Origin of the sequence: Cobetia amphilecti (genome assembly GCF_032923285.1) — a bacterium.
GTDB lineage: Bacteria > Pseudomonadota > Gammaproteobacteria > Pseudomonadales > Halomonadaceae > Cobetia > Cobetia amphilecti.
Genome location: NZ_CP136695.1, coordinates 161,527 through 178,309, shown reverse-complemented (window position 1 = coordinate 178,309; position 16,783 = coordinate 161,527). Strand labels below are relative to the sequence as shown.

Genomic DNA, 16,783 nt, shown 5'->3' with positions numbered 1-16,783 from the left:
TCTTTAACAATGTGAATCATGCTGACGATAGATGTGTGCGCCAAGCGCATGTCTATCAAAACGATATGTCGGAGAGGTCCGACAGATTCGTAATCCTTGACAGACCCCTTGGGGTTATATGGTCAAGCGATTAAGCGCATACGGTGGATGCCTTGGCAGCCAGAGGCGATGAAGGACGTGATAGCCTGCGATAAGCGTTGGCGAGGTGGCAAATACCCTGCGACCCAACGATTTCCGAATGGGGAAACCCACTCACCATCAGGTGAGTATCTATAGGCCAATACATAACCTATAGAGGCAAACCCGGGGAACTGAAACATCTAAGTACCCGGAGGAAAAGAAATCAACCGAGATTCCCCAAGTAGCGGCGAGCGAACGGGGACCAGCCCTTAAGCGTGACAACTGACAGACGAACAAGCTGGGAAGCTTGACGATACAGGGTGATAGTCCCGTAGTCGAAGTCTGAGTCACGTGAAATCGAGTAGGTCGGGGCACGAGAAACCTTGACTGAACATGGGGGGACCATCCTCCAAGGCTAAATACTCCTGGCTGACCGATAGTGAACCAGTACCGTGAGGGAAAGGCGAAAAGAACCCCGGCGAGGGGAGTGAAATAGATCCTGAAACCGTATGCGTACAAGCAGTGGGAGCACCTTCGTGGTGTGACCGCGTACCTTTTGTATAATGGGTCAGCGACTTATATTCTGTGGCGAGCTTAACCGTATAGGGGAGGCGTAGGGAAACCGAGTCTTAACTGGGCGACCAGTCGCAGGGTATAGACCCGAAACCGGGCGATCTATCCATGGCCAGGGTGAAGATTGAGTAACATCAATTGGAGGCCCGAACCCAAGTATGTTGAAAAATGCTGGGATGAGCTGTGGATCGGAGTGAAAGGCTAATCAAGCCCGGAGATAGCTGGTTCTCCTCGAAAGCTATTTAGGTAGCGCCTCACGTATCACCGCTGGGGGTAGAGCACTGTTTCGGCTAGGGGGTCATCCCGACTTACCAACCCGAGGCAAACTCCGAATACCAGTGAGTGCAGCGTGGGAGACACACAGCGGGTGCTAACGTCCGTTGTGAAAAGGGAAACAACCCAGACCGTCAGCTAAGGTCCCAAAATCCTGATTAAGTGGGAAACGATGTGGGAAGGCTCAGACAGCTAGGAGGTTGGCTTAGAAGCAGCCATCCTTTAAAGAAAGCGTAATAGCTCACTAGTCGAGTCGGCCTGCGCGGAAGATATAACGGGGCTAAATCAGGTACCGAAGCTACGGGTTCATCCTTATGGATGAGCGGTAGAGGAGCGTCGTGTAAGCCAATGAAGGTGGATTGAGAAGTCTGCTGGAGGTATCACGAGTGCGAATGCTGACATGAGTAACGATAAGGGGAGTGAAAAACTCCCCCGCCGGAAGACCAAGGTTTTCTGTTCTACGTTAATCGGAGCAGAGTGAGTCGGCCCCTAAGGCGAGGCGGAAACGCGTAGTCGATGGGAAACGGGTTAATATTCCCGTACCGGATGTGGTTGCGATGGGGGGACGAAGAAGGCTAGGTGAGCCAGGCGTTGGTTGTCCTGGTGAAAGCATGTAGGCCGAGGAATCAGGCAAATCCGGTTCCTCTGAGGTCGAGATGCGAGACGAACTGACCACGGTCAGGAAGTCATCGATGCCACGCTTCCAGGAAAAGCCTCTAAGCTTCAGATCACATGCGACCGTACCCCAAACCGACACAGGTGGTCAGGTAGAGAATACCAAGGCGCTTGAGAGAACTCGGGTGAAGGAACTAGGCAAAATGGCACCGTAACTTCGGGAGAAGGTGCACCGGTTCGAGTGAAGGACTTGCTCCGTAAGCTCTTACCGGTCGAAGATACCAGGTGGCTGCAACTGTTTATTAAAAACACAGCACTCTGCAAACGCGCAAGCGGACGTATAGGGTGTGACGCCTGCCCGGTGCCGGAAGGTTAATTGATGGGGTTAGCTCACGCGAAGCTCTTGATCGAAGCCCCGGTAAACGGCGGCCGTAACTATAACGGTCCTAAGGTAGCGAAATTCCTTGTCGGGTAAGTTCCGACCTGCACGAATGGCGTAATGATGGCCACGCTGTCTCCACCCGAGACTCAGTGAAATTGAAATCGCAGTGAAGATGCTGTGTACCCGCGGCTAGACGGAAAGACCCCGTGAACCTTTACTATAGCTTTACACTGGATGCTGATGTTGTCTGTGTAGGATAGCTGGGAGGCTTTGAAACCACGTCGCCAGATGCGGTGGAGCCAACCTTGAAATACCAGCCTGACATCATTGGCGTTCTAACTCAGGTCCGTTATCCGGATCGAGGACAGTGTATGGTGGGTAGTTTGACTGGGGCGGTCTCCTCCTAAAGAGTAACGGAGGAGCACGAAGGTACCCTCAGCACGGTTGGAAATCGTGCATTGAGTGCAAGAGCATAAGGGTGCTTGACTGCGAGACAGACACGTCGAGCAGGTACGAAAGTAGGTTCTAGTGATCCGGTGGTTCTGTATGGAAGGGCCATCGCTCAACGGATAAAAGGTACTCCGGGGATAACAGGCTGATACCGCCCAAGAGTTCACATCGACGGCGGTGTTTGGCACCTCGATGTCGGCTCATCACATCCTGGGGCTGAAGTCGGTCCCAAGGGTATGGCTGTTCGCCATTTAAAGTGGTACGCGAGCTGGGTTTAGAACGTCGTGAGACAGTTCGGTCCCTATCTGCCGTGGGCGTCGGAAGTTTGAGAAGAGCTGCTCCTAGTACGAGAGGACCGGAGTGGACGAACCTCTGGTGTTCGGGTTGTCATGCCAATGGCATTGCCCGGTAGCTACGTTCGGACGGGATAACCGCTGAAAGCATCTAAGCGGGAAGCCCCCTTCAAGATGAGACTTCCCTGAGGCCTTGCGCCTCCTGAAGGGCCCTTGAAGACTACAAGGTTGATAGGCTGGGTGTGGAAGCACAGCAATGTGTTGAGCTAACCAGTACTAATTGCCCGTGAGGCTTGACCATATAACACCCAAGGGGTTTGCGCAGGCAAACCGCCGGGATTGCGACAGGATCGAGACATATCGGTCAGCATGATTCATATTGCGAGTCGCGAGGCCACAAGCCTCGAGACTCAGGCATCGCAAGATGCCACCGTTTCGCCTGACGACCATAGCGAGCGTGAACCACCCGATCCCATGCCGAACTCGGAAGTGAAACCGCTTAGCGCCGATGGTAGTGTGGAGTTTCTCCATGTGAGAGTAGGTCATCGTCAGGCACTTATCCCGAACCGCCCCTGCAGCCTTGCTGCAGGGGCGGTTCTCTTTGTGCGCAGGAAAAGAAAGCCCGACTCCTGGGGGAGTCGGGCTTTTTGCGTTCAATGTGCAAATACGGTGCTGAGAGACTGACAGCATGAGGTGCCAGGCAAAATGCCGTAGTCTCTGAGCACGACTCTTCGATGACGGGCTGGGCGATGGATGAGCTGATGTTGGTGGGCGTCATGATGGCGTTGCTGGTACTGGGTGGTTCCTTGATGGGGTGGCTCAGCATGCTGCGCATCAAGGCGCTGGAGCAGCGACTGCGCGATATGGAGGCCAGGCTTGCTCGCGAGCTTCCTGCTCATGGCGCTCCGGTTATGCACACCCCCTTGCAAGAAGGGGGTGTGGACAAATCGCCTGCCGAAGTGCCGCCCCGGGAAGGACTGGCAGCATCCGGTGCAACGCCATCGATCAGCGACTCGCGGACCACTGCATCATCCAGTGGCGGCCACTCTCTGTCCTACCGGCTACTTCAGCGCTTGTTGCATGGCGCTGCCTCCAGTCGTTCAGGTGAGAAGGGGCAGGGCGAAGCCCCTGCAAGAAAGGCATCAGAGGTGCTGCCGGGGGGCATGTCACGTCTGCTGACGCTGCTTCAGGAACACTGGATGATTCTTGTGGGTGCCTTGTCTCTGGTGATGGCAGGCATCCTGCTCGTCGGGTACTCCCTTGAGCAGGGCTTGCTGGGGCCGGGGGTACGGCTGGCGCTGGGTCTCGGGTTCGGCCTGAGCATGACGGTATTGGCCGAGTGGCTGAGACTACGTACGTCCCAGTCATCGAGTCTGACCGGCGCCGTCAGTGGTGCCGGCAGTCTGGTGCTCGCGGCGAGCCTGCTGGCTGGTCACTTTCTGCTTTCGCTGGTGTCCATGCCGGTCACCTTCGTACTGCTGGCAGCCTTGAGCCTGTGGATGCTGGAGCGTGCGCGGCATCATGGGCCGTGGCTTGCAGCATTGGGCATGTTGGGCGGATATGCTCTGCCCTTGGCGCTGCCCATTCACCAGCAGTGGCAGGAAGCCTCGACCTTGCTATTGCTGGGGCATGCGGGTGTGATCGCGGCAGCGTGTCGTGTGCTGTACCGCCAGGTCGCGGTGAGCTGGCTGTATTGGGGCGGTCTGGTGGGAGCGCTCGCCTGGTGGTTGCTGTTGATGCCCTTCGGCATCTTTTCTGGCGCGACATTGCTGGTGGGGCTGTTGCCCTGGGTGGGTGGTGTCTGGCTGGCCGTGCTGGCGTTGGGGTATCTGTGGGAGGAGGTGTGGGAGCCATCCACGGGCGCCGCAGAAAAGGATGAGCGACAGTCGAAGACCTCACTTGCGACCTGGTTGCCCTGGCGCGCATCTCTTGAGCTGCGCCGGCACTGGCTCGCCGGGGGGCTTGTCTCAGTGAGTATCGTGCTGGGACTCTGGCTGCCCTGGCTGGGAAGTCTCGTGCATGGCGTCTCCTTTGACTCATTGGTGGCGCCTTCCGATATGGCCGGCTCCGGTGTGTCCCTGTGGCATCGGGGGTGGCTGGCTAGCCTCATGCCGATGCTGGTGATTGCCTGGTCTAGTCGCCGCCACGCGGTGCTGTGGTCGATGGTGGTTGCTGGCAACGGACTCTGGTTGCTGGTGTGGGGGCTTGCCCTGACGGCACCGCTGTCGAGCAGCGCGATGGTCAGTCCGCTGATGCTGAGTGTCGGCCTGTTGTCGCTGGCGCGTTGGCGACCGCGTCATGATGCGGGTGAAAGAGCAGAGAGGCCGCTTGCAGCCTGTTGGTGGGCATTGGCGACCATGGTGCCGCTGCTGGCATGGGCTCTGGCTCTCTGGCAGGGCGTCATGCCATGGACGACCGAGGCGAGCGATGCAGGGAGGCTGATCAACACAGAACTGGTCAACACAGGGCTACCGCCATTGATCTGGGGGCTGGTGTGCTGGGCAGGTGCCATGCGCTTCCAGGCGCGTGAAGGCGCTCAGCTTGCCGCAGGACTGTGGTTGCCGGCGCAGGCCGGGATATTCCTTGCCCTGGTGGCAGTGCTGGAGGGGCCATCGCTGACCCTGGCGCTGGCGTTGCAGCTGTTGGGTTTGACCGCTTGTGAATGGCGCTGGTATCGCGAGGGGCATACCGCGGCGCGCTCCGTGTTTGCTGAGCTGTCACGCTTGCTGGCGTGGGGTGTCGTGGCTCGCTTGATGTATGGCATGGCGCATGACGACTATGCCGATATCGCGCACTGGCCACTGCAGATACTGCTGCCGGTATTGGCCTGTGTTGCCATGACCAGTCTCGGCATGCGCCACCGCCCGCGGACACAGCGCTGGCTGGAAGGTGCCGTTGTCCAGCTTGCCGTCGCGACGGTGGTGATGGAAATCCGCTATGTGTTGACCGGTGGAAAGCCCTTCGAGGGCAGCCTCACCCTGGCGGAGCTTTCCCTGCAGGTATTGGCGCTGGCCGGGGTGGCGGCAAGCTACGCCTGGCGTGCTCGTGGTGTCGACGCTGAGGCGCGGGCAGGGACGCAGCTGTATCGCGTGTTGGCGCTGGTGGTCGGCGGAGCGGCTGTGGTTCTCTGGAGTGTCGGCGTGCTGGGCATCTTCAATCCGCTCTGGCACCCGGGGGATGTCGGTAGCTGGCCGCTGGTCAATTGGCTTCTGCCGGCATACGGCCTGCCTGCACTCGGGGCCGCAATGCTCTGGCGCATGACATCCAGACGCGCACCGGACGTGGATGCGGGAAGCGCCGCGACACGCTCACGAATACGCGGGCTAAGTGAAGTGCTCGGTCTGCTGTCAGCCGGATGGTGGTTGGCGCTCAACTTGCGTCACTGCTGGCATGGCGCTGGGCTGGGGCTATGGCAGGGCATCGAGCAGGCGGAGCTATATGCCTACAGTGTGCTGATGCTGGTCGTCGCGGCGGCGCTGGTCGTGAGTGGCGCCAAGGTGGGGCAGCAGCACTGGCAGCGTATCGGCCAGGGCATCCTGATCCTCACCGTGATCAAGGTGGGGGTATGGGATACCGCCACCCTTGAGGGGCTGTGGCGAGTAGGTTCATGGCTGGGACTGGGCAGTGTCCTGATGCTGCTTTCCGCCTTGTTCAATCGCCTGGCGGGGGCGGGAATGCGTGCCGGGGAGCGGAATTGACGAAAAGAGCGTTATCTTTGGTCGTTGTTCTTGGCTCGCAAGCCCATGAATCCGATAGAATGTGCGCTTTTGCACAGGGACAGGCCTCCGCATGACCATCCGTGATCTCATTCGTCTGCTTGGAGATGGTGGCTACCACTCCGGAGAGGCCCTGGGCGAAGAGCTCGGGGTGTCGCGTACGGCGGTCTGGAAGCAGCTCAAGAAACTTGAGGCGCTCGACATTCCGCTGGAAGCCATCAAGGGGCTTGGCTATCGACTGGCCAACCCCATCGAGTTGCTCGATGGTCAACAGATCATCGAGGCGCTGCCGCGCGAGACTCGCAAACACCTGACGCGCCTGTTCGTCGAGGAGTCGGTGGACTCGACCAATACCTTCATCCGCGAGCGCTTTCGTCAGGGAGCCGGCCATGCCGAGGTCTGTCTGGCGGAGGTGCAATCGGCTGGGCGTGGCCGTCGTGGGCGTGAGTGGGAGACTCCCTGGGGCCGCAGCCTGGTCTTCTCGCTTGGCTGGCGCTTCGAATCAGGCGCCGCATCGCTTGAGGGCCTGAGTCTGGCGATCGGCGTGGCGGTGGCGGAGGTGCTCGAGGCCGATGGCCTGCCCGCGCGCCTCAAGTGGCCCAACGATGTCCTGCTGCAGATACAGAAGGATCAACCCAAGATCGCCGGCATCCTGGTCGAGGTCACAGGTGATGTGTCCGGTCCCTGTGATGTCGTCATCGGTATCGGCATGAACATCGAGTTGCCGGCCTCCCGACGCGAGGCGATCACTCAACCGGTGGCTGCGGTACGTGACATCATTCCCGGTGCTTCGCGCAATCGCTATGCCGCGCGTCTGATGGAGTCATTGCTGGCGCTGTTGCCCGAGTTCGAGTCGCAGGGCTTTGCCGGATGGCAGGCGCGCTGGAATGAGCGCAATGCCTTCAAGGGGCGTGATGTGGTGATTCTGCGCGGAGACAGACGAGAAGAAGCCGTGGCAGAAGGTGTTGATATCAATGGAAATCTCGAGGTGCGCATGAACGGCGAAACCATCACTCTCGCCGGTGGCGAGATCAGTCTGCGCGCCGTCTCATGATTCTGGATCTTGATATCGGCAACACCTTGTCAAAATGGCGTCTCAAGGACACCGTTTCCAGCGAGATCCGCTCGCGCGGCGCCGTCTGGACGCGAGAGGAGTGGCGGCCGGGCGCTGACATTCCTGACCTGGATGTCGTCACGGCCGTGCGCATCTCCAGCGTGGCGCGCAAGCAGGTGCTGGATGAGACGGTGGAGTTGCTGCGCAAGCAGGTCGGCGTCGTGCATGTCGCGCACTCGACGCGGGAGGCGCTGGGCGTCACCTGCGGCTATGAAGAGCCGCAACGCCTGGGCGTCGATCGCTGGTTGGGCGCACTCGCCGGCCATCATCTCACCGGGGGCTGTTGCAGCGTCGATTGCGGTAGCGCGATAACGGTGGATTTCGTGCTGCCGGGTGGCAAGCATCTGGGGGGGTATATTCTGCCAGGGCTGCGTCTGATGAAGGAAAGCCTCAAGTTGGGTACGCGCAATGTGGCCATCGATCCGGATACCGAGGTGGATACGCTGCTCGCGCCGGGTCGCAATACGGTAGAGGCCGTCAATCACGGCATCTACATGGCGGCCGTCAGCGCGGTCAATCGTCTCTATGCCGAGGTCTGTGATCGCGAAGGGGTAGCCTTGCCGCTACTGCTGACCGGTGGTGATGCGCGGGTGGTGGCGCGCGGTCTGCGGGTGCCGCATGCGCTGTGGCCGGACATGGTGTATGCCGGCCTGGAGGCGCTGTATCCATTGACCGCTGCCGAGCGGGCAGGGCGCCTGTCAGGTGCGCCCGACCAGCCGCGAGTGCCTGATCTAGAAAAACTTCGCTCAGGGCTTGCGCTCACCCAGATGCTTTGACATACTACGTCCCGTTCTGAGGCGATACATTCCCTCAAGCGCTTGAAGTAGAATGAAATCAAGCACTTGACAGCGTATCCCAAGCGGCGTAAGATTCGTCGTCACAGATGGTGGGGTTCCCGAGTGGCCAAAGGGAGCAGACTGTAAATCTGCCGCGAAAGCTTCGAAGGTTCGAATCCTTCCCCCACCACCAGATTCGCTTATGATGCCGTGTGCATCAGGGCAGCAAGAGTTGGAAAGCGGGCATAGTTTAATGGTAGAACCTCAGCCTTCCAAGCTGATGACGCGGGTTCGATTCCCGCTGCCCGCTCCAGTTCATCTCGCCAGTCGAGATTGCGCAAAGGTTTTGCTCGTGTAGCTCAGGGGTAGAGCACACCCTTGGTAAGGGTGAGGTCGGCGGTTCAAATCCGCCCACGAGCTCCATACAACGGAAAGGCGAGTCGCAGTTTGGCTCGTCTTTTTCGTTTCCGACGACCTCCCAGGTCGCGGTCAAAGATAAGGCTTGTCAGTTTGGGTTGTCTCAGCTATGATGGCGCCCGCTGTTCATTCAGCCTTGTTTTTAGTCTCTGGAACACGCAAGTGTTACAGGCCAGTAGCTCAATTGGCAGAGCAGCGGTCTCCAAAACCGCAGGTTGGGGGTTCGATTCCCTCCTGGCCTGCCATCCTTCCCCAGGATGGTATTCGACTTCTTACCGATTCTCGATTCTAGCGATCGCTGCACCCTTGAGGAGTCTCTTTGATGAAACAGAACGCCGAGGTGCAGGAAGCGCGCCACGACGGGTTCAAGTGGTCGGTCGTTGTCATTCTTCTTGTGCTGGCTGTTGCTGGCAACGCCTATTTTGCTGACCAAGCGCTGCTTTATCGCGTGCTTGGCGTCGTCGTGCTTGGTGTTGCAGCGGCTGCTCTGGCGATCACGACCAACAAAGGTCGTGATGTTGTCGAGCTGGCAAGTAGTGCGCGCCGCGAGATCCAGCGCGTCGTTTGGCCGACCCGACAGGAAACTGTCCAGACAACTGCCATCGTGCTGGGTGCCGTGCTTATCGTGGGCCTGTTGCTATGGCTCATCGATACCACCCTCGGCTGGCTGATGTCCGGCATCGTCAGTTAACGGAGTTTCCATGTCCAAGCGTTGGTATGTCATACACGCCTATTCCGGTTTCGAAAAGCAGGTCATGCGTTCGCTCAACGAGCGTGTGAAGCTTTACGCCATGGAAGATCACTTCGGTGAGATTCTCGTGCCGGTCGAAGAAATCGTCGAAATGCGTGACGGCAAGCGCCGCAAGAGCGAGCGCAAGTTCTACCCGGGCTACGTGCTGGTCGAGATGGACATGAATGATCAGTCCTGGCACCTGGTGAATGAAACCCCGCGCGTCATGGGTTTCATTGGCGGAACCCCGGAGAAGCCGGCAGCGATTACCCAGAAAGAAGCCGACGCCATGCTGCGTCGCGTTCAGGATGGCACTGACAAGCCGCGTCCGAAGACTCTCTTCGAGCCGGGTGAAACGGTGCGTGTCACTGATGGTCCGTTCGCGGACTTCAATGGCGTAGTCGAAGAAGTGAATTACGAAAAGAGCCGTCTGCAGGTCAGCGTACTGATCTTCGGGCGTGCTACGCCGGTGGAGCTCGAGTTCTCCCAGGTCGAGAAGGACTGATCTCAGGGTCATCATCTCACCTGTTTGAATACGAGCATCACGGCAACACGACGGGTCGCCTGAGGCGGCCCGGTTTTACGGGGAGCCGCAAGGCGCTACCACCCATACTGGAGTCCTATCATGGCCAAGAAAGTACAGGCTTACATCAAGCTGCAGGTTGCAGCCGGTAAAGCTAACCCGAGCCCGCCCGTGGGTCCTGCCCTCGGTCAGCACGGTGTCAACATCATGGAGTTCTGTAAAGCGTTCAACGCCGCTACCCAGAACGTCGAGCCGGGTCTCCCGACTCCCGTGGTCATCACTGTCTACTCCGACCGTAGCTTCACTTTCGTCACCAAGACGCCGCCTGCGGCCGTCCTGCTGCTGAAAGCGGCTGGTCTGAAGTCCGGTTCTGGCGAGCCGAACAAGAAGAAGGTCGGTACCGTGACTCGCGCTCAGCTCGAAGAGATCGCGACCACCAAGGAACCGGACCTGACAGCTTCCAATCTGGACGCTGCTGTTCGCACCATCGCCGGTACTGCCCGTAGCATGGGCCTGAACGTGGAGGGTCTTTGATCATGGCCAAGATTTCAAAGCGCGCCCAGGCGATCAACGCGAAAGTTGAATCCGGCAAGGTCTACAGCGTCGAAGAAGCTGTTGCTCTGCTGTCCGAGCTGTCCACCGTCAAGTTCAAGGAGACCATCGAAGTCTCTCTGAACCTGGGTGTTGATCCGCGTAAATCCGATCAGGTCGTTCGCGGCGCTACCGTGATGCCGAATGGCACCGGTAACGAAGTGCGCGTCGCTGTCTTCACCCAGGGCGCCAACGCTGAAGCAGCGAAGGAAGCCGGTGCAGACGTGATCGGCATGGACGACCTGGCAGAACAGGTCAAGAAAGGCGTGATGGACTTCGACGTCGTCATCGCTTCTCCGGATGCCATGCGCGTTGTCGGTCAGCTGGGCCAGATCCTCGGTCCGCGCGGCCTGATGCCGAACCCGAAAGTCGGTACCGTGACGCCTGACGTCGCGACTGCCGTGAAGAATGCCAAGGCTGGTCAGGTGCGTTTCCGTACTGACAAGAACGGCATCATTCACGCCGGTATCGGCAAGATCGACTTCAGTGCTGACTCCATTCAGGGTAACATTGACGCCCTGGTGGCCGAAGTCAAGAAGCTGAAGCCGAGCACTTCCAAGGGTATCTACCTGAAGAAGATCACCCTGTCCAGCACCATGGGCCCGGGTCTGACTGTCGATCACGCCAAGTACGCGTAAGGCAGTCTCAGAATGTTTCACTTTGCGGTCCCCGTGCTCAGCCGCGGGGCGCCGTCAAAGACCGCAGGCGCTGGCCTTGTCACCTCGGTGACGGGGCCGGCTTAATCGCGCCGCGATGCTTGCATTGCGCGTAGCCTGCGCAGATGGTGTCCCAGCCCTGCTGGTGGCAGCCATCCTCCAAGACTCTCCCGCGCAGTTCTGGTGAGAGAGATGGTAAACCACTGGGGAATTCGTTCCCCGGCACGAAATGGAGTCAACACCGTGGCTTTAGGTCTCGAAGACAAGAAGGCAATTGTTGCTGAGGTCAGCGAAACCGCCAAGGGTGCTCTCTCCGTAGTCGCTGCCGACTCTCGTGGTGTAACTGTTGGTGCAATGACCGAATTGCGCAAACAGTGCCGCGAAGCGGGCGTCCAGCTGCGTGTTGTTCGCAACACTCTGGCTCGTCGTGCGCTGTCCGGTACCTCTTATGAGGTGCTGAACGAGTCCTTCGTCGGCCCGACTCTGCTTGCATTCTCCATGGAACACCCGGGCGCTGGCGCTCGTCTGTTCAAGGAATTTGCCAAGAAGGTCGAGGCGTTCGAAGTCAAGGCATTGGCCTACGAAGGCGAGTTCATCCCGGCGGCGAATATCGACCGTCTGGCATCTCTGCCGACCCGCGATGAAGCACTGTCCAAGCTGCTGTCTGTCATGAAGGAAGCTTCTGCAGGCAAGCTGGTCCGTACTATCGCAGCACTGCGCGATCAGAAGGAAGCCGAAGCCGCCGCGTAAGCAGCGCTTTGACCTCCTGGCTGTCTCGTGCAGCCTGAATCGATTTCCGTTTGACCGAGCATCTTTGCTCCGCAAAGTTTAGGATTGCTAAAATGGCACTGACCAAAGAAGACATCATCAACGCCGTCGCTGACATGACCGTCATGGAAGTGGCTGAGCTGATCGAAGCAATGGAAGAGAAGTTCGGCGTTTCCGCCGCTGCCGCCGTCGTCGCTGGCCCGGCCGCTGCTGGTGAAGCCGCTGAAGAACAGACCGAGTTCGACATCGTTCTGACTGCTGCTGGTGACAAGAAAGTCAACGTCATCAAGGCTGTTCGTGAACTGACTGGCCTGGGTCTGAAAGAAGCCAAGGCAGCTGTCGACGGCGCTCCGGCCACCCTGAAAGAAGGCGTGAGCAAGGAAGACGCTGAAGAAGCGAAGAAGAAGCTGGAAGAAGCTGGCGCGTCCGTGGAACTCAAGTAACTCGTGTTCCAGGCTGCGCACGCTGCGTAAGCTTCCTGGCTGGTGGCGGACTCCGCCACCAGCCTTTTTCTGTTGCAAGACGAATTATGACGGCGAGCCAGCCCGCAAGGGAGGCTTGCCGTCCGCGCCTGATGGACATCGCCGTGCCATCAGGGATGAGCCGACCACGCATCGGTCACCCAAGGTGAACAAGCTGGGGAATACAGATGGCTTACTCATACACTGAGAAAAAACGCATCCGCAAGGATTTTGGCAAACTGCCCCAAGTGATGGATGTGCCTTACCTGCTGGCCATCCAGCTTGATTCCTACCACGACTTTCTCCAGCAGGACAGGGCGCCAGAACAGCGCCTGGAAGTCGGCCTTCACGCTGCCTTCAAGTCCGTGTTCCCGATTGCCAGTTTCTCTGGCAACGCAGCGCTCGAGTATGTCAGCTACCGCTTCGGTACGCCGGCGTTCGACGTCAAGGAATGTCAGCTGCGCGGAGTCACTTACTCTGCACCGCTGCGCGTGAAAGTGCGCCTGATGATCTATGACAAGGAATCGTCGAACAAGGCGATCAAGGACATCAAGGAGCAGGAAGTCTACATGGGGGAAATCCCCCTGATGACAGAGAACGGTACCTTCGTCATCAATGGTACCGAACGTGTCATCGTGTCACAGCTGCACCGCTCGCCGGGTGTGTTCTTCGACCACGACAAGGGCAAGAGCCACTCGTCCGGCAAGCTGCTGTACTCCGCACGTGTGATTCCTTACCGCGGTTCCTGGTTGGACTTCGAGTTTGATCCGAAGGACAACGTCTACGTCCGTATCGACCGTCGTCGCAAGCTGCCGGCTTCCGTTCTGCTGCGTGCCATGGGCATGACCAGCGAAGAGATTCTCGGTACGTTCTTCGACACCACGATGTACCACATCGAGCGCAGCGGCTTCTCCGTTGAGCTGGTGCCGGCACGTCTGCGTGGCGAGACCGCCGCCTTCGACATCAAGGATGCCGACGGTAGCGTGATCGTGGAGGAAGGTCGTCGTATTACACAGAAGCACGTCCGTCAGATGGAAGCCTCCGGCCTCGAGCGTCTCGAAGTGCCGATGGACTACCTGTACGGCAAGGTGCTGGCCAAGGATCAGATCGATCCGGCCACTGGTGAGCTGGTCTGCGAAAGCAACAGCGAGATCACTCCGGAACTGCTGGAGAAGATGGCTCAGGCCAAGATCACCCAGTTCGAAGTCATCTACACCAACGACCTGGATTGCGGTCCGTTCGTGTCCGATACCCTGAAACTGGATACCACGCGTAACCAGCTCGAGGCATTGGTCGAGATCTACCGCATGATGCGTCCGGGCGAGCCGCCCACCAAGGATGCAGCAGAGTCACTGTTCCAGAACCTGTTCTTCAGCGAAGACCGCTACGACCTGTCGGGCGTGGGCCGCATGAAGTTCAACCGTCGCCTGCGTCGCGAAAGCGATACCGGCAGCGGCGTGCTCGATCAGGACGATATCCTGACCGTCATGAAGGAGCTGATCAGCATCCGTAACGGCAATGGCGATGTCGATGACATCGACCACCTGGGCAACCGTCGTATTCGCTCTGTGGGCGAAATGGCGGAAAACCAGTTCCGTGTCGGCCTGGTCCGCGTCGAGCGTGCGGTCAAGGAGCGTCTGTCCATGGCCGAGAGCGAAGGCCTGATGCCGCAGGATCTCATCAACGCCAAGCCGGTTGCGGCGGCGGTGAAGGAATTCTTTGGTTCCAGCCAGCTCTCCCAGTTCATGGATCAGAACAACCCGCTGTCCGAAGTGACGCACAAGCGCCGTGTCTCCGCGCTTGGTCCGGGTGGTCTGACCCGTGAGCGCGCCGGCTTCGAAGTTCGTGACGTTCACGCCACGCACTACGGCCGTCTGTGCCCGATCGAAACGCCGGAAGGCCCGAACATCGGTCTGATCAACTCGCTGGCGACCTACTCCAAGACCAACAGCTATGGCTTCCTCGAGACGCCGTACCGCAAGGTCGTGGATTGCCAGGTCACCGACGATGTCGTCGATCTGTCCGCGATCGAGGAAGGCGATTTCATCATCGCCCAGGCCTCCGCGACCGTCGACGAGAACGGCCGTCTGGTCGACGACCTGGTTCAGGTTCGTCACCGTGGCGAGACCACCTTCATGGCGCCGGAAAAGGTCACCATGATGGACGTGTCTCCGCGTCAGGTCGTCTCTGTCGCTGCCGCACTGATCCCGTTCCTCGAGCACGATGATGCCAACCGCGCCTTGATGGGTGCGAACATGCAGCGTCAGGCCGTTCCGACTCTGAAGGCTGACAAGCCGCTGGTCGGTACCGGCATGGAGCGCTTCGTGGCGCGTGACTCCGGCGTCTGCGCCGTGGCACGTCGTGGCGGCGTCATCGATTCCGTCGATGCCAAGCGCATCGTCGTACGTGTGCGGGAAGAAGAGATCATCGGCGGTGAAGCCGGCGTTGATATCTACAACCTGACCAAGTACGTGCGCTCGAACCAGAATACCTGTCAGAACCAGCGCCCGATCGTGCGTCCTGGCGACGAAGTCGCCATCGGCGACATCCTGGCCGACGGCCCGTCCGTCGACATGGGCGATCTGGCCCTGGGTCAGAACATGCGTCTGGCGTTCATGCCCTGGAACGGCTTCAACTTCGAGGATTCCATCCTGTTCTCGGAGCGTGTGGTGCAGGAAGATCGCTTCACCACCATCCACATCCAGGAACTGACCTGTGTCGCGCGTGACACCAAGCTCGGGCCGGAAGAAATCACTTCCGATATCCCGAATGTCGGCGAATCCGCACTCTCCAAGCTGGATGAGTCCGGTGTCGTCTACATCGGTGCCGAGCTGAACCCGGGCGACATCCTGGTCGGCAAGGTCACGCCGAAGGGCGAGACCCAGCTGACGCCGGAAGAGAAGCTGTTGCGTGCCATCTTCGGCGAGAAGGCGTCCGACGTTAAGGACACCTCTCTGCGTGCCCCGACCGGCATGAAGGCCACCGTCATCGACGTTCAGGTCTTCACCCGTGACGGCGTCGAGAAGGATCAGCGTGCGCTCTCCATCGAGCAGATGCAGCTGGCCGAGGTCCGCAAGGATCTGCAGGAAACCTACCGCATCGCGGAAGAGGCGACCTTCGAGCGTATGCAGCGCAACCTGGTCGGTCAGGCCGTCAACGGTGGTCCGAAGCTCAAGAAGGGCGACGTGCTGACCGATGACTACCTGGAAGCACTGCCGCGCCAGGAGTGGTTCAAGCTGCGTCTGCAGGACGAGTCTCTCAACGAACTGCTGGCTCAGGCCGATGAGCAGCTCGAGATCCGTCGTCGCGAGATGGACGAGCGCTTCGAAGACAAGAAGCGCAAGCTCACCCAGGGTGATGATCTGGCACCGGGCGTGCTCAAGATCGTCAAGGTGTACGTCGCCGTGAAGCGTCGTATCCAGCCGGGTGACAAGATGGCCGGTCGTCACGGTAACAAGGGTGTCATCTCCGCGATCATGCCGGTCGAAGACATGCCGTTCGATGGCAATGGCGAGTCGGTTGACGTCGTGCTGAACCCGCTGGGTGTTCCGTCGCGCATGAACGTCGGTCAGATCCTCGAGACCCACCTCGGCATGGCCGCGCGTGGTCTGGGCGTGAAGATCGAGCACATGCTGCGCGAAGAACGTGCCGAGCAGGTCAAGCAGATCCGCGAATTCCTCGACAAGGTGTACAACACCGTCGGCGGTCGCCAGGAAGACCTCTCCGTGCTCAGCGATGATGAAATCATCACCATGGCGCACAACCTGAAGAAGGGCGTGCCGATGGCGACGCCGGTCTTCGATGGCGCCAAGGAACACGAGATCAAGCAGTTGCTCACGCTGGCCGGTATCCCTGATTCCGGACAGATGGACCTCTACGATGGCCGCACCGGCGAGAAGTTCGATCGCAAGGTGACCGTCGGTTACATGTACATGCTCAAGCTCAACCACCTGGTGGATGACAAGATGCATGCGCGTTCGACCGGCTCCTACTCCCTCGTCACGCAGCAGCCGCTGGGTGGTAAGGCGCAGTTTGGTGGTCAGCGCTTCGGTGAGATGGAGGTCTGGGCCCTCGAGGCGTACGGCGCTGCCTACACCCTCCAGGAGATGCTCACGGTCAAGTCCGATGACGTGGAAGGCCGTACCAAGATGTACAAGAGCATCGTAGATGGCGATCACACCATGCAGGCGGGCATGCCCGAATCCTTCAACGTGCTGGTGAAGGAAATCCGCTCGCTGGGTATCGACATGGAGCTGGAAGGCTGACGCCGAAAAGCCACAAGTATTGACGGTCCGCAAAGCCTGGTGTCAGCAGCCAGGCTTTGC

At 59.2% G+C, this 16,783-nt stretch carries 10 protein-coding genes, 4 tRNA genes and 2 rRNA genes; all 16 read left to right on the top strand.

Going from position 1 to position 16,783, the window contains the following annotated elements:
* Positions 1 to 120: 120 nt before the first annotated feature.
* Positions 121 to 3,007: ribosomal RNA gene (locus R1T44_RS00860) — 23S ribosomal RNA — on the top strand.
* Positions 3,008 to 3,144: 137 nt separating this feature from the next.
* Positions 3,145 to 3,260, top strand: a 5S ribosomal RNA gene (gene rrf / locus R1T44_RS00855).
* 180 nt (positions 3,261 to 3,440) lie between these two features.
* The gene (locus tag R1T44_RS00850; RefSeq protein WP_317292392.1) at positions 3,441 to 6,404 is read left to right on the top strand and encodes a DUF2339 domain-containing protein; all 2,964 of its coding nucleotides are present in this window, start codon (positions 3,441 to 3,443) and stop codon (positions 6,402 to 6,404) included.
* Between the two features lie 91 nt (positions 6,405 to 6,495).
* Positions 6,496 to 7,476 carry a biotin--[acetyl-CoA-carboxylase] ligase gene (locus R1T44_RS00845; protein WP_043334904.1) on the top strand — a complete coding sequence of 327 codons (981 nt, stop codon included), beginning with the start codon at positions 6,496 to 6,498 and terminating at the stop codon, positions 7,474 to 7,476.
* Positions 7,473 to 8,312 (top strand): type III pantothenate kinase, encoded by an 840-nt coding sequence (locus tag R1T44_RS00840; RefSeq protein ID WP_054556896.1) that lies wholly within the window; start codon positions 7,473 to 7,475, stop codon positions 8,310 to 8,312. Before R1T44_RS00845 ends, R1T44_RS00840 begins: the two co-directional genes overlap by 4 nt.
* Before the next feature lie 109 nt (positions 8,313 to 8,421).
* Positions 8,422 to 8,505: transfer RNA gene (locus R1T44_RS00835), tRNA-Tyr, on the top strand.
* 46 nt (positions 8,506 to 8,551) lie between these two features.
* Positions 8,552 to 8,625, top strand: a tRNA-Gly gene (locus R1T44_RS00830).
* Between the two features lie 35 nt (positions 8,626 to 8,660).
* Positions 8,661 to 8,735: transfer RNA gene (locus R1T44_RS00825), tRNA-Thr, on the top strand.
* Between the two features lie 163 nt (positions 8,736 to 8,898).
* Positions 8,899 to 8,974 (top strand) — tRNA-Trp (locus R1T44_RS00820).
* 77 nt (positions 8,975 to 9,051) lie between these two features.
* Entirely contained in the window at positions 9,052 to 9,420 is a 369-nt protein-coding gene (gene secE / locus R1T44_RS00815; protein ID WP_043334897.1) for a preprotein translocase subunit SecE, read from the top strand.
* A gap of 10 nt (positions 9,421 to 9,430) precedes the next feature.
* The gene (gene nusG, locus R1T44_RS00810; RefSeq protein WP_043334895.1) at positions 9,431 to 9,964 is read left to right on the top strand and encodes a transcription termination/antitermination protein NusG; all 534 of its coding nucleotides are present in this window, start codon (positions 9,431 to 9,433) and stop codon (positions 9,962 to 9,964) included.
* Between the two features lie 120 nt (positions 9,965 to 10,084).
* Entirely contained in the window at positions 10,085 to 10,516 is a 432-nt protein-coding gene (rplK, locus tag R1T44_RS00805) for a 50S ribosomal protein L11 (protein WP_043334893.1), read from the top strand.
* Positions 10,517 to 10,518: 2 nt separating this feature from the next.
* Positions 10,519 to 11,211 (top strand): 50S ribosomal protein L1, encoded by a 693-nt coding sequence (rplA, locus tag R1T44_RS00800; RefSeq protein ID WP_054556897.1) that lies wholly within the window; start codon positions 10,519 to 10,521, stop codon positions 11,209 to 11,211.
* Between the two features lie 261 nt (positions 11,212 to 11,472).
* Positions 11,473 to 11,979 (top strand): 50S ribosomal protein L10, encoded by a 507-nt coding sequence (rplJ, locus tag R1T44_RS00795; RefSeq protein ID WP_043334888.1) that lies wholly within the window; start codon positions 11,473 to 11,475, stop codon positions 11,977 to 11,979.
* Positions 11,980 to 12,071: 92 nt separating this feature from the next.
* Positions 12,072 to 12,440: a 50S ribosomal protein L7/L12 gene (rplL, locus tag R1T44_RS00790; RefSeq protein ID WP_043334886.1), complete on the top strand. Its 369-nt coding sequence runs from the start codon at positions 12,072 to 12,074 to the stop codon at positions 12,438 to 12,440.
* Positions 12,441 to 12,646: 206 nt separating this feature from the next.
* Positions 12,647 to 16,723: a DNA-directed RNA polymerase subunit beta gene (gene rpoB / locus R1T44_RS00785; RefSeq protein ID WP_043334884.1), complete on the top strand. Its 4,077-nt coding sequence runs from the start codon at positions 12,647 to 12,649 to the stop codon at positions 16,721 to 16,723.
* Positions 16,724 to 16,783 lie beyond the last annotated feature (60 nt).